17 protein-coding genes are annotated in these 21323 nt (G+C 62.3%); 8 read left to right on the forward strand and 9 right to left on the reverse strand.

Translation table 11 applies throughout. The features are described from left to right. The first annotated feature begins 195 nt into the window (after positions 1–195). From AC56DI_RS12520 to moaA, 8 genes are all read left to right on the forward strand, one after another. Positions 196–1458, forward strand: coding sequence for an MFS transporter (locus AC56DI_RS12520; protein ID WP_496346446.1), 1263 nt, complete (start codon positions 196–198; stop codon positions 1456–1458). Between the two features lie 20 nt (positions 1459–1478). Continuing rightward, complete coding sequence (locus tag AC56DI_RS12525; RefSeq protein ID WP_496346447.1) at positions 1479–2894, forward strand: NarK family nitrate/nitrite MFS transporter; 1416 nt, start codon at positions 1479–1481, stop codon at positions 2892–2894. A 212-nt stretch (positions 2895–3106) separates the two neighbouring features. Continuing rightward, entirely contained in the window at positions 3107–6889 is a 3783-nt protein-coding gene (locus AC56DI_RS12530; RefSeq protein WP_496346448.1) for a nitrate reductase subunit alpha, read from the forward strand. 11 nt (positions 6890–6900) lie between these two features. Beyond that, positions 6901–8439 carry a nitrate reductase subunit beta gene (narH, locus tag AC56DI_RS12535; RefSeq protein WP_324520222.1) on the forward strand — a complete coding sequence of 513 codons (1539 nt, stop codon included), beginning with the start codon at positions 6901–6903 and terminating at the stop codon, positions 8437–8439. A 2-nt stretch (positions 8440–8441) separates the two neighbouring features. Then, positions 8442–9197: a nitrate reductase molybdenum cofactor assembly chaperone gene (gene narJ / locus AC56DI_RS12540; RefSeq protein WP_496346449.1), complete on the forward strand. Its 756-nt coding sequence runs from the start codon at positions 8442–8444 to the stop codon at positions 9195–9197. Continuing rightward, entirely contained in the window at positions 9190–9885 is a 696-nt protein-coding gene (gene narI, locus AC56DI_RS12545; protein ID WP_496346450.1) for a respiratory nitrate reductase subunit gamma, read from the forward strand. Before narJ ends, narI begins: the two co-directional genes overlap by 8 nt. 83 nt (positions 9886–9968) lie before the next feature. Next, positions 9969–10940: a peptidylprolyl isomerase gene (locus AC56DI_RS12550; RefSeq protein ID WP_496346451.1), complete on the forward strand. Its 972-nt coding sequence runs from the start codon at positions 9969–9971 to the stop codon at positions 10938–10940. Between the two features lie 35 nt (positions 10941–10975). Next, on the forward strand, positions 10976–11971 hold the full coding sequence (moaA, locus tag AC56DI_RS12555) for a GTP 3',8-cyclase MoaA (protein ID WP_496346452.1): 996 nt from the start codon (positions 10976–10978) through the stop codon (positions 11969–11971). A 127-nt stretch (positions 11972–12098) separates the two neighbouring features. Here moaA and AC56DI_RS12560 read toward each other — a convergent pair whose 3' ends face one another. From AC56DI_RS12560 to AC56DI_RS12600, 9 genes are all read right to left on the reverse strand, one after another. Continuing rightward, positions 12099–14102, reverse strand: coding sequence for a PhoX family protein (locus tag AC56DI_RS12560; RefSeq protein WP_496346453.1), 2004 nt, complete (start codon positions 14100–14102; stop codon positions 12099–12101). Between the two features lie 226 nt (positions 14103–14328). Then, complete coding sequence (locus AC56DI_RS12565) at positions 14329–15669, reverse strand: 4Fe-4S binding protein (protein ID WP_496346653.1); 1341 nt, start codon at positions 15667–15669, stop codon at positions 14329–14331. Between the two features lie 23 nt (positions 15670–15692). Next, positions 15693–16538, reverse strand: coding sequence for an FTR1 family iron permease (locus AC56DI_RS12570; RefSeq protein WP_496346454.1), 846 nt, complete (start codon positions 16536–16538; stop codon positions 15693–15695). 23 nt (positions 16539–16561) lie between these two features. Then, complete coding sequence (locus AC56DI_RS12575) at positions 16562–16885, reverse strand: cupredoxin domain-containing protein (protein WP_496346455.1); 324 nt, start codon at positions 16883–16885, stop codon at positions 16562–16564. 61 nt (positions 16886–16946) lie between these two features. After that, entirely contained in the window at positions 16947–17480 is a 534-nt protein-coding gene (locus AC56DI_RS12580) for an iron transporter (RefSeq protein ID WP_496346456.1), read from the reverse strand. A 236-nt stretch (positions 17481–17716) separates the two neighbouring features. Beyond that, positions 17717–18625, reverse strand: a complete 909-nt coding sequence (locus AC56DI_RS12585; protein ID WP_496346457.1) for an alpha/beta hydrolase family protein — start codon at positions 18623–18625, stop codon at positions 17717–17719. A 38-nt stretch (positions 18626–18663) separates the two neighbouring features. Continuing rightward, entirely contained in the window at positions 18664–19287 is a 624-nt protein-coding gene (locus tag AC56DI_RS12590) for a hypothetical protein (RefSeq protein ID WP_496346458.1), read from the reverse strand. An 81-nt stretch (positions 19288–19368) separates the two neighbouring features. Continuing rightward, positions 19369–19857 (reverse strand): DUF2846 domain-containing protein, encoded by a 489-nt coding sequence (locus AC56DI_RS12595; protein ID WP_496346459.1) that lies wholly within the window; start codon positions 19855–19857, stop codon positions 19369–19371. 75 nt (positions 19858–19932) lie between these two features. After that, the gene (locus AC56DI_RS12600; RefSeq protein ID WP_496346654.1) at positions 19933–21228 is read right to left on the reverse strand and encodes a glycosyltransferase; all 1296 of its coding nucleotides are present in this window, start codon (positions 21226–21228) and stop codon (positions 19933–19935) included. Between the last annotated feature and the right edge of the window lie 95 nt (positions 21229–21323).

Below are 21323 nucleotides of genomic sequence, written 5' to 3' on the forward strand. Positions count from 1 at the left end.
GCCCATCGAACTCAGCCTAATTGGCTAAGAGCCTGTTATTTATAGACTTATTGGAGCATTTAGGCGCTATCACTTAAGAGGTAGAGGGGCGCAGGGTAGGGGTTTGCCCCCTGGGTCCGACTTGACCCAGGTCAATTTTGCTCGGCCTCTGACTACCTAGTGTGCGAGCCATGGTAACCGGATTAGGAGTCCGTCATGGCGAGTGTGAAGGTTCAACAAGGCTTGGTGTTGGGGATGAGTACCCTGGCATTTACGGTCTGTTTCATGGTCTGGATGATGTTCGCCGTCCTCGGTGTGCCGGTTAAGGAGCTTCTGCAGCTGAACGAAACCCAGTTCGGCTTGCTGGCGGCGACCCCGGTGCTGACCGGCTCGCTGGTCCGTCTGCCGTTGGGCCTGCTGACCGACAAGTTCGGTGGGCGCATCGTCTTCTTCATTCTGATGCTGGTGTGCGTGCTGCCGATCTACATGATCAGCCTGGCCACCGAGTACTGGCACTTCCTGCTCCTCGGCCTGTTTGTCGGCCTGGCCGGTGGCTCGTTCTCGGTGGGCATCGCCTACGTCGCCAAGTGGTTTGATAAATCCACCCAGGGCACGGCCATGGGCATCTTCGGTGCCGGTAACGCCGGTGCCGCGGTGACCAAGTTTGTCGCCCCGGCGATCATCGCCGCCGCCAGCTGGCAGATGGTGCCCAAGGTGTTCTCGGCCGTGATGTTTATCACCGCGCTGCTGTTCTGGTTCCTCACCTACGAGAACAAGGCACACCGGGTGCCCAGCTCGGTGTCGCTGAAAGAGCAGCTGCTGACCCTCAAAGACCCGAAAGTGTGGCGTTACTGCCAGTACTACTCGATCGTCTTCGGCGGCTATGTGGCCCTGGCCCTGTGGATGACCAAGTACTACGTGCAGGAGTACGGCTTCAACCTGCAAAGCGCGGCGCTGCTGGCGGCCTGCTTCTCCCTGCCGGGCGGTGTGCTGCGTGCCATCGGCGGCTGGATGTCGGACAAGTGGGGCGCCCATAGCGTGACCTGGTGGGTGATGTGGGTGAGCTGGATCTGCCTGTTCCTGCTGTCCTATCCGCCGACAGACCTGGTGATCCAGACCGTCAACGGCCCGCAGAGCTTCCACATCGGCCTCAGCCCTGTGCTGTTCACCGTGCTGCTGTTTGTCATGGGCATCGCCTTCGCCTTCGGCAAGGCCTCGGTGTTCAAGTACATCTCCAACGACTACCCGCAAAACATGGGCGCCATCTCCGGCATCGTCGGCCTGGCCGGCGGCCTGGGTGGTTTTGTCCTGCCGATCATGTTCGGCGCCCTGGTGGACCTCACCGGCGTGCGCTCGTCCTGCTTCATGTTGATGTACGGGGTGGTCTGGGTCTCGCTGATCTGGATGTACCTCAGCGAAGTGCGCAAAACCCCAATGATGGGTAGTGGGGCAAACAGCCCGCTGCCTGGCGACGCCTGATTCGTTCTAGGAGAAAGACCATGTCAGCCACAAAAAATGCGGTGACGGGCGCAGTGCCCAAACAGGGGCCGGTGATTACCGACTGGCGCCCGGAGGACAGTCACTTCTGGGCTGCCGGCGGCAAGGCGATTGCCACCCGCAACCTGTGGATCTCGATCCCGGCGCTGCTGCTGGCGTTCGCGGTATGGATGGTGTGGAGCACGGTGATCGTCCGTCTCAACAGCATCGGCTTCACCTTTACCACTGACCAGTTGTTCTGGCTGGCGGCCTTGCCGGGCCTGTCCGGTGCCACCCTGCGGATCTTTTATTCGTTTATGGTGCCGATCTTCGGCGGCCGCCGCTGGACGGCCCTGAGCACTGCGTCCTTGCTGGCACCGGCGCTGTGGATGGGGTTTGCCGTGCAGGACCCCAACACCTCCTACAACGTGTTTGTGCTGATTGCCCTGTTGTGCGGTTTCGGTGGCGGCAACTTCGCCTCGAGCATGTCCAACATCAGCTTCTTCTACCCCAAGGCCCAGCAGGGCACTGCACTGGGAATGAATGCTGGCCTGGGTAACCTTGGTGTGTCGGTGATGCAGTTCGGCGTACCGCTGGTGATCTCCCTCGGCATCTTCGGTGCCCTCGGTGGTGCCCCGCAGAACCTGCCAGACGGCAGCCAGCTGTGGTTGCAGAACGCCGGCTTTATCTGGGTGCCGTTTATCCTCGCGGTGACCATTGCCGCCTGGTTTGGCATGAATGACCTGTCCAGCGCCAAGGCCTCGTTCAGCGAGCAGGCGGTGATCTTCAAGCGCAAGCACAACTGGTTGATGTGCTGGTTGTACCTGGCCACCTTCGGTTCGTTTATCGGCTTTGCCGCCGGCTTCCCGATGCTGATCAAGACCCAGTTCCCGGGCGTTGATCCGCTCAAGTTCGCCTTCCTCGGCCCGCTGGTGGGTGCGTTGATTCGCCCGGTCGGCGGCTGGCTGGCCGACAAGATGGGCGGCGCCCGCGTCACCCTGTGGAACTTCGTGGTGATGATCGCCGCGGTGTTCGGCGTCCTGCACTTCCTGCCGCAGGCCGGCAGTGAAGGCAACTTCTACGGCTTCCTGGCCATGTTCATGTTGCTGTTCGTTACCACAGGTGTGGGCAACGGTTCGACCTTTCGCATGATCCCGGTGATTTTCCGCACCCTGCACGAGCGCCTCAGCGCCGGCAAGAGCAAGGACGTGCAGGAGCAGGCCGGCAAGAACGCCGGTAAGGAAGCCGCTGCCGTACTGGGCTTCAGCTCGGCGATTGCCGCCTACGGCGCCTTCTTTATCCCGAAATCCTTTGGCTCCTCGATGGCCCTGACCGGCGGCCCGCAAATGGCCCTGTATGTGTTTGTCGGCTTCTACGTCAGCTGCATTTTGCTGACCTGGTGGAGCTATGCGAGGAAAGGCGCAGAGATGCCTTGCTAAAAACCCGTTCAAGAGCTGCTGCGCTCGGCCAGGCGGCGTTAAAAGTGATTTCGGAATGCTCATTTACAGAACGTAAATTCCGCTTCCTCAACCACTTTTGCCTTGCCTGACCTTCGCTCGCGACGCCCTAGAACGAGTTTTCCGCCCAGATTGCAACCGTTATTGACTGTGCCGGTGGCGGCTATTTCGCCGCCGGCCTGAGAGGAAAGAAAATGAGCCACTTACTCGACCAACTGCGTTTCTTCAATCGCAAGCAGGGTGAATTTGCCGACGGCCACGGCGAGACTCGTCAGGAGTCTCGCGACTGGGAAAACGTCTATCGCGCCCGCTGGCAGTACGACAAGATCGTGCGTTCCACCCACGGGGTGAACTGCACGGGTTCCTGCTCGTGGAAGATCTACGTGAAGAACGGCCTGATCACCTGGGAAACCCAGCAGACCGACTACCCGCGTACCCGCAACGACCTGCCTAACCACGAACCGCGCGGCTGTCCTCGTGGTGCCAGCTACAGCTGGTACATCTACAGCGCCAATCGGTTGAAGTACCCGAAAATCCGCAAGCCGCTGCTCAAGTTGTGGCGTGAAGCGCGCCTGACCATGGCGCCGGTGGAGGCTTGGGCCAGCATCGTCTCCGACCCGGTCAAGGCCGAGTCGTACAAGAGCAAGCGCGGCATGGGTGGCTTTATTCGTTCCAGCTGGGACGAAGCCAATGAAATCATCGCCGCCGCCAACGTCTACACCGTCAAGCAGCACGGCCCGGACCGCGTGGTGGGCTTCTCGCCGATCCCGGCGATGTCGATGGTCAGCTATGCCGCGGGTTCTCGTTACCTGTCGCTGATCGGTGGCGTGTGCCTGAGCTTCTACGACTGGTACTGCGACTTGCCGCCGGCCTCGCCGCAGGTGTGGGGCGAGCAGACCGACGTGCCGGAATCGGCCGACTGGTACAACTCCAACTACATCATCGCCTGGGGCTCCAACGTGCCGCAGACGCGCACGCCAGACGCGCACTTCTTCACCGAAGTGCGTTACAAGGGCACCAAGACCGTCTCCATCACCCCGGACTACTCCGAGGTGGCCAAGCTTACCGACCTGTGGCTGAACCCCAAGCAGGGCACCGATGCGGCGCTGGCGCAGGCGTTCAACCACGTTATTTTCAAAGAGTTCCACCTCGACAAGCCGAGCGCTTACTTCAAGGATTACGCCAAGCGCTACACCGACTTGCCGGTGCTGGTGCTGCTCAAGGATCACGCCGGCTCGGCTGAACAGCCAAGCTACCAGCCGGACCGCTTCCTGCGTGCCTCCGACCTCGCCGACAACCTCGGTCAAGAGAACAACCCTGAGTGGAAAACCATCGCCCTGGACGCCAACAGCAATGAGCTGGTGTCGCCGCTGGGTTCGATCGGCTACCGCTGGGGCCAGAAGGGCAAGTGGAACATCCAGGCCCTGGAAGGCGGCGAAGGCCGCGAGATCGACCTGCAACTGAGCCTGATCGGCGAAGGCGTGGCCGAAGTGGCCTTCCCGTATTTCGGCGGCCAGACCCACGAGCACTTCCAACATGTGGCCGGCGAAGCCGTGCAACTGCGTCGTGTACCGGTGCGCACCATCACCCTGGCTGACGGTAGCCAGGCGAAAGTCGCCACCGTGTTCGACCTCTCGGCCGCCAACCTGGCCATCGACCGTGGCTTGGGTGGCAGCAACGTCGCCAAGGACTACAACGATGCCAGCGTTCCGGGCACTCCGGCCTGGCAGGAACTGATCACCGGCGTTAGCCGTGAGAAGGCGATCCAGATCGCCCGTGAGTTCGCTGACAACGCCGACAAGACCAAGGGTCGTTCCATGATCATCGTCGGTGCGGCGATGAACCACTGGTACCACATGGACATGAACTACCGCGGCCTGATCAACATGCTGATGTTGTGTGGTTGTGTAGGTCAGACTGGCGGTGGCTGGGCTCACTATGTCGGTCAGGAAAAACTGCGTCCGCAGTGCGGCTGGTTGCCATTGGCCTTCGGCCTGGACTGGAGCCCGGCACCCCGGCAGATGAACGGCACCAGCTTCTTCTACAACCACAGTTCGCAGTGGCGCCACGAGAAGATGAGCATGCACGAAGTGCTCTCGCCGCTGGCCGACAAGACGCAGTTCCCCGAGCACGCCCTGGACTACAACATCCGCGCCGAACGTGGCGGCTGGTTGCCTAGCGCGCCACAGCTCAATCGCAACCCGTTGCAGATCACCCGTGATGCGGCCGCAGCCGGCATGTCGCCGGTGGATTACGTGACCAAGTCGTTGCAGGACGGTTCGCTGCGCTTCTCCTGTGAGCAGCCGGATCACCCGAACAACTTCCCGCGCAACATGTTTATCTGGCGTTCCAACCTGCTGGGCAGCTCGGGCAAAGGCCACGAGTACATGCTCAAGTACCTGTTGGGCACCAAGAACGGCGTGATGAACGAAGACCTCGGCAAGCGTGGCGGCTTCAAGCCCAACGATGTCGAGTGGGTGGACGAAGGCGCGATCGGCAAGCTCGATTTGGTCACCACCCTGGACTTCCGTATGTCCTCCACCTGCGTCTACTCGGACATCGTGTTGCCGACGGCAACCTGGTACGAGAAAGACGACATGAACACCTCGGACATGCACCCGTTCATTCACCCGCTGTCGGCGGCGATTGATCCGGCGTGGGAATCGCGTTCCGACTGGGAAATCTACAAGGGCATCGCCAAGCGCTTCTCGGAAATGTCGGTCGGTCACCTCGGCGTCGAGCAGGACCTGGTCACCACCCCGTTGCTGCACGACAGCCCGGGCGAACTGGCCCAGCCGTTTGGTGGCATCGATTGGAAAACCGCAGGCGAAGCGCCGATTCCGGGCAAGAACTGCCCGAACATGCGCGTCGTCGAGCGTGACTACCCGAACGTGTACAAGAAGTTCAGTTCCCTCGGCCCATTGCTGGACAAGAACGGCAACGGCGGCAAGGGCATCAACTGGAACACCCAGCACGAGGTCGACTTCCTCGGCGAGCTGAACCACAAGGTTCGCGACGAAGGCGTGAGCAAGGGCCGTCCGCACATCGACACGGCCATCGACGCGGCGGAAGTGATTCTGTCCCTGGCCCCGGAAACCAACGGTCACGTGGCGGTCAAGGCGTGGGCGGCACTCTCCGAGTTCACCGGCCTCGATCACAGCCACCTGGCACTGCCGAAAGAGCACGAAGCGATTCGCTTCCGCGACATCCAGGCGCAGCCGCGCAAGATCATCTCCAGCCCGACCTGGTCAGGCCTGGAAGACGAACACGTGAGCTACAACGCCGGCTACACCAACGTTCACGAGTACATCCCGTGGCGCACCATCACCGGCCGCCAGCAGTTCTATCAGGATCACCCGTGGATGCAGGCCTTCGGCGAGCAGCTGATGAGCTACCGGCCACCGATCAACACCCGCACCATCGACTACGTGAAGGGCAAGCGTACTAACGGTAATACCGAGATCGTTCTCAACTGGATCACCCCGCACCAGAAGTGGGGTATCCACAGCACCTACAGCGACAATCTGATCATGCTCACTCTGAGCCGTGGCGGGCCGATCATCTGGCTCTCGGAAACCGACGCCAAGCGTGCCGGTATCGAGGACAACGACTGGGTCGAATGCTTCAACGCCAACGGCGCACTGACCGCCCGTGCGGTGGTCAGCCAGCGGGTGAAAGACGGCATGGTGATGATGTATCACGCCCAGGAACGGATCGTGAACGTCCCTGGCAGTGAAACCACCAAGACCCGCGGCGGCCACCACAACTCGGTGACCCGTGTGGTGCTTAAACCCACCCACATGATCGGCGGCTACGCGCAGCAGGCTTATGGCTTCAACTACTACGGCACCGTGGGCTGCAACCGCGATGAGTTTGTGGTGGTGCGCAAGATGGCCAAGGTCGACTGGCTCGACGGCACCGATGTTGGCGGCCTGGGCGGCGACGCTCTGCCACAACCCCTGCCAAAAGACCTCTGAGGAGAGCTGACATGAAAATTCGTTCACAAGTCGGCATGGTCCTGAACCTCGACAAATGCATCGGTTGCCACACCTGCTCGATCACCTGCAAAAACGTCTGGACCAGCCGTGAAGGCATGGAATACGCGTGGTTCAACAACGTTGAAACCAAGCCAGGTATTGGTTACCCGAAAGAGTGGGAGAACCAGGACAAGTGGAAGGGCGGCTGGGTGCGCAACAAGGATGGCTCGATCAACCCGCGCATTGGCGGCAAGTTCCGCGTGCTGGCGAACATCTTCGCCAACCCGGACCTGCCGACCATCGACGACTACTACGAGCCGTTCGACTTCGACTATCAGCACCTGCACACCGCGCCGCTGGGTGAGCACCAGCCGACCGCACGGCCGCGTTCGGTGATCACCGGCAAGCGCATGCAGAAGATCGAGTGGGGCCCGAACTGGGAAGAGATTCTCGGCACCGAGTTCGCCAAGCGCCGTAAGGACAAGAACTTCGACCAGATCCAGGCCGACATTTATGGCGAGTATGAAAATACCTTCATGATGTACCTGCCGCGTCTGTGCGAGCACTGCCTGAACCCAGCGTGCGCGGCATCCTGCCCGAGCGGCGCGATCTACAAGCGTGAAGAAGACGGCATCGTCCTCATCGACCAGGAGAAGTGCCGCGGCTGGCGCATGTGCATCAGCGGCTGCCCGTACAAGAAGATCTACTTCAACTGGAAGAGCGGTAAATCCGAGAAGTGCATCTTCTGCTACCCACGGATCGAAGCCGGCATGCCGACCGTCTGCTCGGAAACCTGCGTAGGGCGCATCCGCTACCTCGGCGTGCTGCTGTACGACGCCGACCGTATCCACGAAGTGGCCAGCACACCGAACGAGCAGGACCTGTACCAGAAGCAGCTGGATATTTTCATGGACCCCCATGATCCCGCCGTGATCAAGCAGGCCCTGGCCGATGGTGTACCGCAGTCGGTGATCAACGCCGCCCAGCGTTCGCCGGTGTACATGATGGCCGTGGACTGGAAGCTGGCCCTGCCGCTGCACCCGGAATACCGCACGCTGCCGATGGTTTGGTACGTGCCGCCGCTGTCGCCGATCCAGAACGCCGCCACCGCCGGCACCGTGGGCATGAACGGGGTGATCCCGGATGTCGACAGCCTGCGCATTCCGCTGCGTTACCTGGCCAACCTGCTGACCGCAGGCGATGTGGCGCCGGTGAAACTGGCTCTCAAGCGTCTGCTGGCGATGCGTGCCTACAAGCGTGCCGAGCAGGTCGATGGCGTACAGGACCTCAAGGTGCTGGAAGACGTGGGTCTGTCCGTGGCCCAGGTCGAGGACATGTACCGCTACCTGGCGATTGCCAACTACGAAGACCGTTTCGTGGTGCCCAGCGCGCACCGTGAAGACGCCATGAGTGATGCCTTTGCCGAGCGTTCCGGCTGTGGCTTCAGCTTTGGTAGCGGTTGCAGTGGCAGCTCGGACACCAACATGTTCGGCGGCAAGAAGGCCAACAAGCGCGACATCCTGAAAACCGTACAGTTGTGGGAGGACTGAGCATGCAAATTCTCAAGGTGATTTCCCTGCTACTCGACTACCCCACCGAGCAATTGCTGGCGGGGCGTGACGAACTGGATCAGGCGATTGCTGCCAGCCGTGAAATCAGCCCGGAGCAGCGCAATGCGCTGCACGAGCTGCTCGAACTGATCTGCGAAAACGACCTGATGGACGGCCAGGAGCACTACGGTGCCCTGTTCGGCCGCGGTCGCGCGCTGTCGCTGTTGCTGTTCGAACACGTGCACGGTGAGTCCCGCGACCGGGGTCAGGCCATGGTCGACATGATGGCCCAGTACGAAGAGGCCGGTTTTGCCATCGGCGTCAAAGAGCTGCCGGACTACATCCCGCTGTACCTGGAGTTCCTCTCCACCCGCGAAGACCTGGAGGCCCGCGAGGGCCTGGCCGATGTCGCGCATCTGCTGGCATTGCTGGCGACGCGCCTGGACGAGCGCGAAAGCGCCTATGCCGGTTGCTTCCGTGCGTTGTTGCAGATCGCCGGGGTTGAGCCGCAGGAGGCCATGGCCGAAGTGCGTGAGCAGGTCGCCGCGGAAGTCCGTGACGACTCGCTCGAAGCCCTGGACAAAATCTGGGAGGAGGAGGCCGTGGACTTCCTCAATGCCGAGCAGCAGGAGCGTTGCCCGAGCATGGCCAGCGCACCGGGCAAGGCCCGCGAAGAGTCACCGATCCCGCTGCACTGGGTCGATTTCAAACAGGATGGGTTGGCCACTGAACTGACCCAGGAGGCACGTCATGTCTAGCTTCAACTTAATGGTGTTCGGGGTTTATCCCTATATCGCGCTGGCCATCTGCCTGATCGGCAGCTGGGCGCGCTTTGATCTGTCGCAGTACTCCTGGAAGGCCGGTTCCAGCCAGGTGTTCAACCGCAATGCGGCCGAGCAACGCTACATGCGCATCGCCAGCAACCTGTTCCACGTCGGCGTGCTGTTCGTGCTGGCCGGACACTTTGTCGGCCTGCTGATGCCGGCGTCGCTTTACCACCATGTGATCAGCACTGAGAACAAGCAGTTGCTGGCCATGGTCTCCGGCGGCTTCTTCGGCGTGCTGTGCCTGATCGGCTTGCTGATGCTGGTCAAGCGCCGGCTGACCGATGACCGCGTGCGGGCCTCGTCCAGCACCTCGGACATCCTCATCCTGCTGGTGTTGCTGGCGCAGTTGGTGCTCGGCCTGCTGACCATCGTCGCTTCGACCCAGCACATGGACGGTTCGGTGATGGTGCAACTGGCCAACTGGGCGCAATACACCGTGACCCTGCAGCCGGTGCATGCCGCTGAAGCCATTACTTCGGTGGGCCTGGTGTACAAGCTGCACGTGTTCCTCGGCCTGACCCTGTTTGTGCTGTTCCCTTTCACCCGCCTGGTGCACATCGTCAGTGCTCCAGTGTGGTACCTGGGCCGGCGCTACCAGATCGTGCGGCAAAAGGGTTAAACCGCTCGGGGCTGCTGCGTTGAATCGCCAGCCCCGGAATCAGGTCCTTCGGGACCTGAAAATACAAGCTATTGGAGGTTGTCATGGCATGTGGATGTGGTGGTACTAACGGTGGCTCGGGTGGTTGTGGCGGCGACAAGCCGCTGGCCAACCCCTTGCTGGAAACCGAGCTGGCCCATGAGTTGCCGCAGGCAACGGCCAGTGCGGTGGTGGAGTTCGACCCGGCGCCTGCTGCGCCCGATGCCGAACCGTTGCTGATTGCCAGCAGCGAGCAGGATTGGCCGCGGATTCGCGTCAATGGCGTGCTGATCGAGCCCGAGGCCATGGCCCTGGAGCTGCAATATCACCCGGCAGCCGAGCAGAGCGAGGCGATGTTCCTCGCGGCTCAGGCGCTGGTGATTCGCGAGCTGTTGCAGCAACGCTGCAGCGCGCTGAGCGTCGAGGTGGAAGCTGGGATTGGCGAGAGCCAGGAAGAGGCGGCGATTCGCAGCCTGATCGAGCTGGAAGTGCCGGTGCCGGAAGCCGATGAGAGTGTCTGTGAGCACTTCTACGCCAGCAACCTGCCGCGTTTTGTCAGCGCACCGCTGCTGGCCGCCCGGCATATCCTGCTGGAGTGCGCGCCGGACGATATCGAGGCGCGGATCAGCAAGCGCGAACAGGCCGACGCCTTGCTGGTGCAATTGCAGGCTGACACGCAGCGCTTCACCGAGTTGGCCCTGGCCCATTCGGCCTGCCCGTCGAAAGAGCAGGGCGGCGCGCTCGGTCAGTTGAGCAAAGGCCAGACCGTACCGGAGTTCGAGCGTCAGTTGTTCCGTCAGCCCCAGGGCCTGGTCAGCCAGCCGCTGGAAAGCCGTTATGGTTTCCATGTGGTGTATGTCGATCAGCGTATCGAAGGCTTGCAACTGCCTTACGAGGCGGTGGCTCAGGATATCCGTCGCGAGCTGTATCAGCGGGTTTGGCAAAAATCCGTGGCGCAGTATTTGCAGACCCTGGTCGGCGCTGCAGATATCCAAGGCATTCAGTTGGCGGGGGCAGACTCCCCGTTGTTGCAGTAACCCGCTGGATGCACTAACCCACAGGAGAGGTGCGGATGGGCAGCTTGTTGCAGGATGGCTTCGGCCGGGAGATCGACTACGTACGCATGTCGGTCACGGATAGATGCGACTTCCGCTGCGTGTATTGCATGGCCGAGGACATGACCTTTCTGCCGCGCCAGCAGGTGCTGGGGCTGGAAGAGCTGTACCTGCTGGCCGAACAGTTTGTTGAACTGGGGGTGAAGAAGATTCGCCTCACTGGCGGCGAGCCGCTGGTGCGCAAGGGCATTGTCGGGCTGTGCGAGCGTATCGCCAGCCTGCCGGGCCTGCGTGAACTGGTGCTGACCACTAATGGGTCACAGTTGCAGCGTTATGCCCAAGGATTGCGCACGGCAGGGGTCAAACGCCTGAACGTCAGCCTGGATAGCCTGGACGCGGAAAAATTTCACGCCATCACCCGCACCGGTGAACTCGATCAGGTGCTGGCCGGCATCGCCGCCTCACAGGACGCGGGCTTCAAGCACATCAAGCTCAACGTAGTGGTGATGAAAGGCCGCAACGACAGCGAAGTGCCGGCCCTGGTCGACTACGCCGTGGCCAACCAGTTGGACATCAGTTTTATCGAGGAAATGCCGCTGGGCACCATCAGTGAGCACAGCCGCGCCGAGGCGTTCTGTTCCAGTGCCGAGGTGCGGGCCCTGATTGAGCAGCGTTACGACTTGGTTGAATCCGCTGAATCGACCCAGGGGCCGTCCCGCTACTGGCGCATTCCTGGCGTGGACAACACCCGTATCGGCTTTATCTCACCGCACAGCCATAACTTTTGCGGCAGCTGCAACCGCGTGCGCCTGACTGCCGAAGGCCGCCTGCTGCTGTGCCTGGGTAATGAGCATGGGCTGGATTTGAAAGCCATTCTGCGCCGCTACCCCGGCGAACCGGCGCGCATCCGCGATGCCCTGCTGGGCGCCATCGCCCGCAAACCCTGGGGCCACGACTTCCGCCTGAACGATGACGTACAGGTGCTGCGCTTTATGAACATGACCGGCGGCTGAAAACTTAACGCTTTATTCAGTCGTTATGGTTTGGTCGCGGAGTTAAACCGTCTGCCGCAAGCATCACGCGGGGTCAGCCAAATGGCTGATCCAGAATGATGCTTGGGTGTCTTCGCAGGCGCTTTAGTTACAGCAGGCGCCTTTTGTCCACTCGGCTGATGATGACCGTGGCCGAGCGTGGGCGTTTACCCGGACCGTCGGGCCAGGTGCTGAGCAGGTTGGTGGCGGTGGAGCCTTCGCCGGGGTGCTGCACGTTAATAAACAGCGTGCGCATATCAGGAGTGGCGGTGATGCCGGTGATTTCCGCACCCAGCGGACCGACCAGAAAGCGCTTCATCTCGCCGGTTTTTGGGTCTGCCACCAGCATCTGGTTATTACCGAACGGGCCGCTGGCCAACTGGCTGCCACTCATGTCGGTTTGAATCCACAACCGTCCTTCGGGGTCGAACCACAGGCCGTCTGGGCTAGCGAGGATGTTGCTGGCGTCCAGCGGCTTGCCTTTGGGGCTGCGGCTGTCAGCTTGTGGGCCGGCCAGCAGAAACAGGCTCCAGCTGAAGTGGGTGCCCGCATGGTCACGGGACTCTTCGCGCCAGCGGATGATGTGGCCATTGGCGTTGGCGGGCCGTGGGTTGGCTGCATCGGCGGTGGTGCGGGCGGTGTTGTTGGTCAGGGTGAAGTAGATCTCGCCAGTATCGGGGTGTACCGCGCCCCATTCCGGGCGGTCCATCTTGGTCGCGCCGACAACGTCGGCGGCCAGGCGGGTGTTGATCAGTACATCGCCCTGGTCGGCAAAGGTTACTCCAGCCGCCGTACAGGCAGCCTGGAAGGCTGGATCGTTAAAGTCCAGCGCCAGCCATTGGCCGCTGTTGTCGCCATTGAAACGGCCGACGTAGAGGGTTCCGTTATCCAGCAGTTGGCCATTGCTGCGACCTGGACGGTATTTGTCACGGCTGACGTATTTGTAGATGTACTCGTTCTGCGAGTCGTCGCCGGAGTAGCAAACCACGCGCTTACCGGAGCGCACTGGAGCAAACACCAGTCCTTCGTGGGCGAAGCGGCCCAGAGCCGTATGCTTGACCGGCACTGAGTCGGGGTTGAAGGGGTCGATTTCGACGATCCAGCCAAACTGGTTGGGCTCGTTGCGGTAGTCGCCGCTGGCGTTATCCGCCTTGCGGGTGGCGTCGAAACGCTCGAATTCATCGCCTGGCAGGGTGTCCCAGCCGAAGCGGCTGGTGCTGCGCAGGCCATAGCGCTTTTGTTCGCGGGGCAGCGTGGTATCGCGGTTGGCGAAATAGCCTGCCCAGTTTTCTTCGCAAGTCAGGTAGGTGCCCCAGGGCGTGTGGCCATTGGCGCAGTTGTTTTGGGTGCCACGCGTCGCGGTGCCGTCGGGGCTGTGGCGGGTGCGCATAAGGGCATGGCCACGGGCCGGCCCCTGAATTTGCATCGGTGTGGCTGCGGTTATGCGGCGGTTGCGGGCGCTGGGCATCACCTCCCATTCACCGCGCACGTTACGGCGGATTTCCACCACCGAGACGCCGTGGGCGTTGATCTCCTTGCGCACTTCCTCGGCGCTGCTGCGTTTGCCAGCCACCACCGTTGGGCCGTTAGGGTGCAGTAGCGGCGCGTCGATGTACTCGTGGTTGAGCACCAGCAAGCCGTGCTCACTGTTATGGCCGTGGCCATGACCCCGTTGGGCGTCGATAGGGAAGAAGTGCATGCCGTCGTGGTGCATGCCAACCTGTTCGGCCTGGTCTCGGGCGCTGTTGCTGGCGTCATCGAGAAACGCAGGATAGCTGCCGGTAATCGGCGTTCCCCAGGGAATAAACGGCGTGGCCTTATAGCCTGCCGGTACGCTGATGGTATCGCCGCGGCCAATAGCCACCGGGGTGAAGGGCAGGCGTGAGCGCGAGAAAGGAAAACCCAAGCCTTTGGCTACGGGTTCGGCGGCCTCGCTGGTGCCTGGCAGGCTTACGCCGAAAAACGCCAACGCGCCCAAGGTGGCACCGCCAGCCAGCACTTGGCGGCGGCTGAGGTCGCTGATCAACTCACTCATATGGGGGTTGCTGGAGTGGTTGCTGGGTAATTCATCACCGCTGCCAAACAGTGCGTTGTCTTCGTTATGAGTGGTCAAGGTCGGCTCCTCAAAAGCAATGGACGGAACCTTGACGCTACTGGGTAAAAGCGACCGACTAATGACAGTTTTTTGTCCGCTTGCGAACAGGATGAGACCCACTTGGCAAATTGTTCAACAACGGCGCGGCTAAGAACTGATCGGCAAATGCACCGCGACTTGGCGGTTGATGCGGTGGTCCAGTACGACCGCAGGCATTTTTATTAGTCAGCGCTGGTCTTGGTCGTTACCACCCCCAGAACTGCAACCACCAGCCATAGCCAATCAGGCTGCAGACCAGGGTCATGCTCAGCAATAAACCGACCTTGCGGCTGACGGGCAAGGGCTTGCAAACCCGCCAGCTTAGCCACAGGCACCAGGTGATGGCGGCGCCGAGCAGGGCGGCGCGGGTCGGTTGTACCCAGAGCAGGGCCAGGCCTTCGTAGCGCAGCAGTTTGACCGTGGTGGCCGAGAGGCCGAGAAACAGCCCGGCCGCGCCCAAAGGGATCAGGCACAGCATGAGTTGGCGGGCAAAGGCTGGAGTCTGTCCGGCCAGGCGGCTGCTGACGTGGATCAGCAGCTGCAAACTGCCGCCCAGCAGCACGCTGGCGGCCAATAGGTAAAGGCTGATCGCCAGGCCGTCCAGCCAGGTGAAGGCATCGTTCAGTTGCGGGTAGTGGGTCAGCAGCCACCAAGGCGCGTTAGCCTCCAGCGGCCAGAGAATGTCGCGGGCCACCAGCCATTCGGCCATGGTCTGTTTGAGGCTGATAAACCAGGGGCTGACCGTCCACTGAAAGGCGCCCATGGCCAGGCCAATCACGCCGTAGAGCAGCAAACGTACTTCCCAGAGGTTGTCGGGGCTATTGCCGTAACGGACGATTTCTTCGTTGCTGGAACGGGCGATCAGCTGCACCGCATCGCGCTGGCCGCTGCAGCGGCCGCAGGCGTGACAGGCCGATGCGCCGCGCATGCGGCGGATGTCCAGCAGCGGCGCGCAGTTGGGCGGCGGCAGGTGCGGCGCGGCGTTGTCGCGCCAGCGTTGTTCATCGACATGAAAATGCACTGGCGCGAGCTTAGCCAGCAACCCGAACACGCCGCTGACCGGGCACAGGTAACGGCACCAGACCCGCTTGCCGCGGCCATAGAGAAAGCCCACCAGCATCGCCGCCAGGGTAGAGCCGCCGAGAATCAGCAGGGCGGCCTGGGCGTAGTCGTAAACACTGATCAACTGGCCATACAAAGTGGTGAGCAGAAACGCCAGGGTCGGCCAGCCGCCCCAGCGCATCCAGCGCGGCGTGCCGCGGCCCAAGCCGCGCTGGCTGGCCCATTCGCTGAGCGCGCCTTCCGGGCAGAGCACGCCGCACCAAAGGCGGCCGAACAGCACCACCGAGAGCAACACAAAGGGCCACCACAGCCCCCAGAACAGAAACTGCGCCAGCAGGGTCAGGTTGTTGAGGATTCCCGCTTCGGCCGGCGGCAACGACAGGAACGCGGGAATCACCAGCAGCACGCAGTAGAACAGCACCACCGCCCATTGCAGGCGGCGGATCACCCCGGCATGGCGGCGCATGGCGTGCCCGGCCTGCATGAGCCAGGCATTAATGGCGGTGTTCACGCCAGACTGCTCCGCAGCACCGGGGCTGGCTTGCGCAGCAGGCGCCAGGCCAGCAGCCAGTAACCACCCAGCAGCAGCGCCTGCAGCGCCGAGGGCATTGCCCGGTAGCCGGTCAGGCTGGCCAGCAGGGTGCCGACGCGACTGCCGTCATCCAATAGGGCCGAGCTGTCCCATAGCGGTGTACCGATCAGGGTGTACAGCTGCTCGGGCAGCTCCATGGCCATCCACTGTGCGCTGGCGCGGTCCAGGGCGCTGATCAGCAGGGCGCCGCCGAGCAAAATCAGCAGCCATTCGCTGATTAAAAAGAACTGCCGCCAGGCGATAAAGCGGCTACCGGCCTGCAACAGGGCAAAGCACGCCAGCCCCAGCAGCAAACCGAGCAGGGCGCCGAGGGCCAGGCTGGATGGGTTGGCCGTGGTGCTGACGCCATAGAGAAAGATCACCGTTTCGCTGCCCTCGCGGGCCACGGCCAGCGCCACCAACAGGCTCAGGCTGAGCAAGCGGCCTTGCTGCAAGGCGGCGCCGGCGTCGCGCTGTAGTTGCTGGCGCAATTGCCCGCCGTGGCGCGCCATCCAGCAGGCCATCTGCAAGATCAGCAGGCTGGCGACCAGGCTCAGGCCGGCCTGGAACCATTCCCCAGACGGGCCATTCATCCAGTTGCCCGCCAGCGCCATCAAGCCGGCCAGCAGCCCGGCCAACAGCAGGCCCAGGCCTACGCCGCCCCACAGATAGACCATGGCGTGGCGTCGGCCGGGTTGCTGGCGCAGCCAGGCGAATAAAATCCCGATTACCAACAAGGCCTCGACGCTTTCGCGCCAGACGATCAGCAGGGCTTGTTCCATGGGTAAACCTCGAAATTAACGGCTCAACGAGCCTCGATCACGCCAGGCGGCAGTTCCGGGTGGAACTCGTCGAAGAAGCCATAACTGCCGGGCTTGAGCGGGTGGATGACGACAAAGGAGCTGACGCCGGGGCTGAGCACCTTCTCGATGCGCAGCGGCGTGCTTTCAAACTCCACCGGACCTTGGCCGAGGTTGTGGACGATGATTTTGAAGCGTTGCCCGGCGGCCACCTGCAGGCTGGTGGGGGTGAAATGTCCGTCGCGGATCTGCAGTTCATAGCTGGGCAGGGGCGCGGCCAGGGCGACGCCGGGCAGGATGGCGGCAAGCAGCAAGGGGTAAAGCTTCATCAGGCTTCTCCAGCAAAGGGCGCGCCCTCAGGCGCGGCCGCGAATGAAGCGGCAACAGACCCTAGTAGCCGCCTTTTTTGCCGATGCCGGCGAAGGTGAAGCTGTAGTTCAGCTCGCAGGGGGCGAACCACGGTGCCACGCCGGTTTCCTTGTCGGTATGCCGGCCGAAGTGCGCGCCATGGCCTCCGGGAGCGCTGACCCAGTAGGTCAGCTGGTATTGGCCTGGGCCCATCAGTTTGAGGTTGTCGCCGTAGTGGGGACCATCGTTGGCCACCATGGCATGGAAGTCGCCCTCAACCAGCTGCTCGCTGCCGACCTTTTGCAGGCGGTAGCGCACGCCCAGATAGGGGACGAAACTGCCTTCCTGGAAGCCGTGGGCATTGCTTTCCAGGGCGCTGATGTCGGCCTCCATATGCACATCCGACTCGGCCGCCGGGCGCATCATGCCTGGTGGGTCCATGACGATGGGCTGCAGGTACACGGCACCCACCTCCATGCCGGCGCATTGCTGCGGCTCGCCGATCGGGTATTCCTTGGCGTAACTCTGGGTGGCCGCCAACAGTGCGGTAAGGGTAAACAGGAGACGGGGGCTCATGGGAGCTTCCTCTGACAGTGAAGGTAGGCAGAGGTTAGGTGTTACTAATCTAATTAATAATGATTCGCGTCAATTCTGGGTGATTTAATCGCGGGCCGGTGATGAGCGCGTCAGGCATCGCTGGGTGTCTGCTGGTGCCAAAGCAACAGCCGCTGTTTGAGCCGATCGACTGCGGGCACCGGAGTCCGTGAGTAACGGGCCTGACTGAACCCGAAATACCGCCATCTTGGTTGCGGTTAACGGCCCAACCCCAGCTGTTGCGCGACCTTGCTATCGAGGGTCGCCATAAAGCGTTCAACTTCTCTGGTGTAAGCGTTATCGACGCCCAGGTCCTGGTTGATAGCTTTGTGACTGCGGTCCTGGCTGAGCAGTTGGGCATTTACACCGAGGCGGTTGGCGGCCGCGATAAATTTCTGCGCAGCGGGGCAGGAGTCGCTGCGCTGGCTGGAGCAGACGGCCAGCAGCGGTGTGGCGGTTTTATCCAGTTGGTGCAGTGGCGAGGTGGCGGCCCAGTAAGCGGGGGATTTGCCGAAGGCCTGGTCGTAAAAACGCGCATGGGAGCGCTGCATGATCTGTTCAACATCCATGGCCGCACTGTCGAGGGCGACGGTGCCGAGCCAGGGCGCGGCGCCGAGGTCGTAGGCGTGCTGCGGCCGGGCTGCCAACAGACTGACCAGGTGAGCGCCTGCCGAGTGGCCCATGAGGATGACTTTGCGCGGATCGCCACCCCAGCCGCTGGCATGTTGCTGGACGAAGGCCAGGGCGTGGGCGACGTCATCCGCTTGTTGTTGCGGGGCTGCGGCCGGCAGCAGTCGGTAGTTGATCGAGACGAAGATAAAGCCCTTGGGCAGCCAACGTTTGACCTTGTTGTCGACCACCGCATCGGCACCCTTGTCGCCGATGCGCCAGGCGCCGCCATGCACCATCACCAGCACTGGGGCCTGTTGGGCATTGGCTGGCAGGTACAGATCCAGGCGCTGCTGCTTGTCGCTGCCGTAGGCCAGGTCGCGCTGTACGTTTGCATGCGGTGCCTGGCGCTCGGCTCGCAACTCTTGCAGCTTGTCACGCAACGGCCCGGCGCTAGCCAGTGGCGCTGCGAGCAGGAGCAGGGCGCTGATGAGGGCACGCAATCGAGTGTTGTGCATAGCGAAGCATTCCTTTGCTGAGTGGTAGGCGGGGTAACTCAGGGTTTTTCGACTCGAATGAGCATGGCCGTGGTCGTGCGGATGACCACCTGACTACCGACCGATGATGGGCTGAGGGCTACGTCCGGGCGCACGGCGAAGGTACGCTGCTTGCCGTTGGGGTATTGCAGAGTGGCGCTGTGCTGCGCCAGGTCAATCGCGACGACCCGGGCTGTGACTTGTTCGCTGCCGCTCATGGCCAGGCCGGGCTGGCCGCTCTTGGCCTCACGCAGCAGGCGCTCGATGATCCCGTCGTCCGCTGCGACGCCACGGCCCTGGAGAAAGACTGCAGTTTCTTCGGCGGCATTGGCATGTACCCGATCGCCCACCTTGACCCGCTCCAGGTGCTGCACATTGGGCCCGGCGTGCAGGGTGCGTTGATTGCCAAGCGGGTCCTGCAAGCTGACCAGGCGGCTCTGGTAATCGATGGCGGTAACTGTGGCCGTAATGCTTTCCACTTTGGTGTACACCCCCCCCGGCACGCCTTGTAGCTGAATCGTGCTGTGCTGGGCTTTGCTCTGCAGGCTGCTGTCGGGCGCCGGTGCGCTGCTGCAGGCGGCCAACAGGCTACTGGCCAGGGCGAGCAGGACGAGTTGGCCGGGGCGAGAGAGAATCAATGGCACTGGGCATTACTCCGCAAGTTGCTGGCCCTCATGGCAGGGCCAGGTTTGGTCTGGTTGCAGAGTGTGCGACGCGGGCGCGGGTCAGTCGAGGGGCGAAGTGTTGCGAATTTCGTAGACCGCATCGTCCGAGCGAACCGGCATGAGGAACAGCGTGTAGCTCGGCGAGGGTTGGCCGAGGTTCATCTCGTTGAGGTTGTACTGCACGTTGAGCTTCATGTATTTCACCTCGCCGGCGCTGACGGTGAAGCTCTGCTCGATGTCGCGCGGTTCCCACTTGGCATTTTTGCTCAGGCCTGTGACCCGCAGCGTGTGTTTACCTGGGCTAAGGCCGACCGCGAAATGGCTGTTGAACGGCAACTGGCCAACGCTACGGCCATCCAGTTGAATATCCGGATAGGAAAAGCGCAATGGCTGCATCCCCGGGTTGACGGCCTTGGGCCGGTAGAGGTAGAGCAGGCTGCTGCCCGCAGTCGGCTGCTGGGCTTCGAAGTAACCGGGGCTGCTGCTGCACGCACTCAACAGCAGCGACAGGCAGAGCAGGGCGCCGAGGCGTTGGTGGATGGGTTGCATGGTCTTCGTGCTCCTGGTTGCGAGGTGAATCAACCCTCGCATTATGGCTGTCCGTCGGGCAAGTACAGGGCTGGCTTAGGCGCCGGGCAGGCGGTTCTTGGCCGCGATCCATTGCGCCATGTACTGGGTGCTCTTGTGGTGATGGTGACGCAGCATTGCGCCGGTGAAGTTGTCGCGCCGATGCTCGCTGAGCAGGGCTCGGCATTCGTTGATGCGCGTCATCAGTTGTTCGGCGAAGCGGGTTTTATCGTAGCGTGCCGCCAGCAATTGCCAGCCGGCGTTCTGGGCCTGCTGCCAGGCGGCTTGGTCCTGGTACAACTGCACCGCCGCGTCAGCCAGATCTTGCGGGCTGCTGGCGATCACGCCGGGCCAGGGCAGGTCGCCGTGCATGCCTTCGCTGCCAATCGGCGTGGTGACGTTGGGCGTGCCACAGAGCAGAGCGTCGGCAATCTTGCCCTTGATTCCGGCACCAAAGCGCAGCGGCGCGAGGCACACGCGGGCGTTGCGCATCACCTCAAGCGCATCTGGCGCCCAATTCATGATGTGAAAGCCCTGTGCGGGGTTGTGCAACGCCGTGGCCTTGGGCGGTGTGTAGGACCCATAGATATGCAGCTGAGCTTTGGGCAACTGCTGGCGGATCAGCGGCCACAGGCTGTTTTTCAGCCACAGCACGGCGTCCCAGTTGGGGGCGTGGCGGAAGTTGCCGATGCTGATGAAGTGCTCGCGCTCGCTAAAGCCCGGCACCGCTTGCGGCGTGCTGTCGAGCAGCAGCGGGCAGTGCACTAGCAGCGCCGGCGGCAGTTTGAACTGGGTGGTGAGCAGCTCGATCTCGGCATCGGAGATCATCAGGCTCAGGTCCGCGCGGTAGATGGCGGCGATCTCGCGTTGCGCGGTGTCGCCCGCCGCCATGCGCTGGAACAGTTGGCGCTGATCGAGGTTCAGCAGTTGGGTGAAATCCTCGTGGTCGCCGGCCGCCAGTTGCTCTTTCAGTGCCTGTTGGCGGGCATCACGCAGGCTTTGCAGGTCCGAGGTTTCCAGCACGCGCAGGGCATTGGGGCAGTGCTTCTCGACGCGCCAGCCGAATTGCTCCTCCATCATAAAGCGGTCGAACAGCACCACGTCCGGGTTTAGCTCGCGGACGAAGTCATCGAAGCTTGTGCAGTTGAGGGTGATGTTCTGTTCGGCGATGCCCAGGCTGGCGAGATCGGCCTTGTGCTCGCCTTCGCCCGCCGGGCTGGCGAAGGTGATCCGCCAGCCGTCGGCGAGGAAGCAGTCAAGCAACTGCATCATGTGCCCGCCGGCCGCCGATGAGCGCGGCTCTGGCCAGACATAACCGATAACCAGTAAGCGACCGGGCGCGGGATGAGTGATTGGGGGCACAGATGTAACTCCGTAAACGCCGGGTGGGGTTAGGCGGTGTTGATAAGGTCGAGGCGTCAATTCAAGGCGCAATTATGCGTGATGGG

It is taken from the genome of Pseudomonas sp. BGA-UO-ETr-WB11 (genome assembly GCF_059567785.1).

Coding starts and splice junctions, on each gene's coding strand:
- AC56DI_RS12520 (WP_496346446.1), top strand. CDS start 196: ATGGCGAGTGTGAAGGTTCAACAAGGCTTGGTGTTGGGGATGAGTACC.
- AC56DI_RS12525 (WP_496346447.1), top strand. CDS start 1,479: ATGTCAGCCACAAAAAATGCGGTGACGGGCGCAGTGCCCAAACAGGGG.
- AC56DI_RS12530 (WP_496346448.1), top strand. CDS start 3,107: ATGAGCCACTTACTCGACCAACTGCGTTTCTTCAATCGCAAGCAGGGT.
- narH (WP_324520222.1), top strand. CDS start 6,901: ATGAAAATTCGTTCACAAGTCGGCATGGTCCTGAACCTCGACAAATGC.
- narJ (WP_496346449.1), top strand. CDS start 8,442: ATGCAAATTCTCAAGGTGATTTCCCTGCTACTCGACTACCCCACCGAG.
- narI (WP_496346450.1), top strand. CDS start 9,190: ATGTCTAGCTTCAACTTAATGGTGTTCGGGGTTTATCCCTATATCGCG.
- AC56DI_RS12550 (WP_496346451.1), top strand. CDS start 9,969: ATGGCATGTGGATGTGGTGGTACTAACGGTGGCTCGGGTGGTTGTGGC.
- moaA (WP_496346452.1), top strand. CDS start 10,976: ATGGGCAGCTTGTTGCAGGATGGCTTCGGCCGGGAGATCGACTACGTA.
- AC56DI_RS12565 (WP_496346653.1), bottom strand. CDS start 15,669: ATGCAGGCCGGGCACGCCATGCGCCGCCATGCCGGGGTGATCCGCCGC.
- AC56DI_RS12570 (WP_496346454.1), bottom strand. CDS start 16,538: ATGGAACAAGCCCTGCTGATCGTCTGGCGCGAAAGCGTCGAGGCCTTG.
- AC56DI_RS12575 (WP_496346455.1), bottom strand. CDS start 16,885: ATGAAGCTTTACCCCTTGCTGCTTGCCGCCATCCTGCCCGGCGTCGCC.
- AC56DI_RS12580 (WP_496346456.1), bottom strand. CDS start 17,480: ATGAGCCCCCGTCTCCTGTTTACCCTTACCGCACTGTTGGCGGCCACC.
- AC56DI_RS12585 (WP_496346457.1), bottom strand. CDS start 18,625: ATGCACAACACTCGATTGCGTGCCCTCATCAGCGCCCTGCTCCTGCTC.
- AC56DI_RS12595 (WP_496346459.1), bottom strand. CDS start 19,857: ATGCAACCCATCCACCAACGCCTCGGCGCCCTGCTCTGCCTGTCGCTG.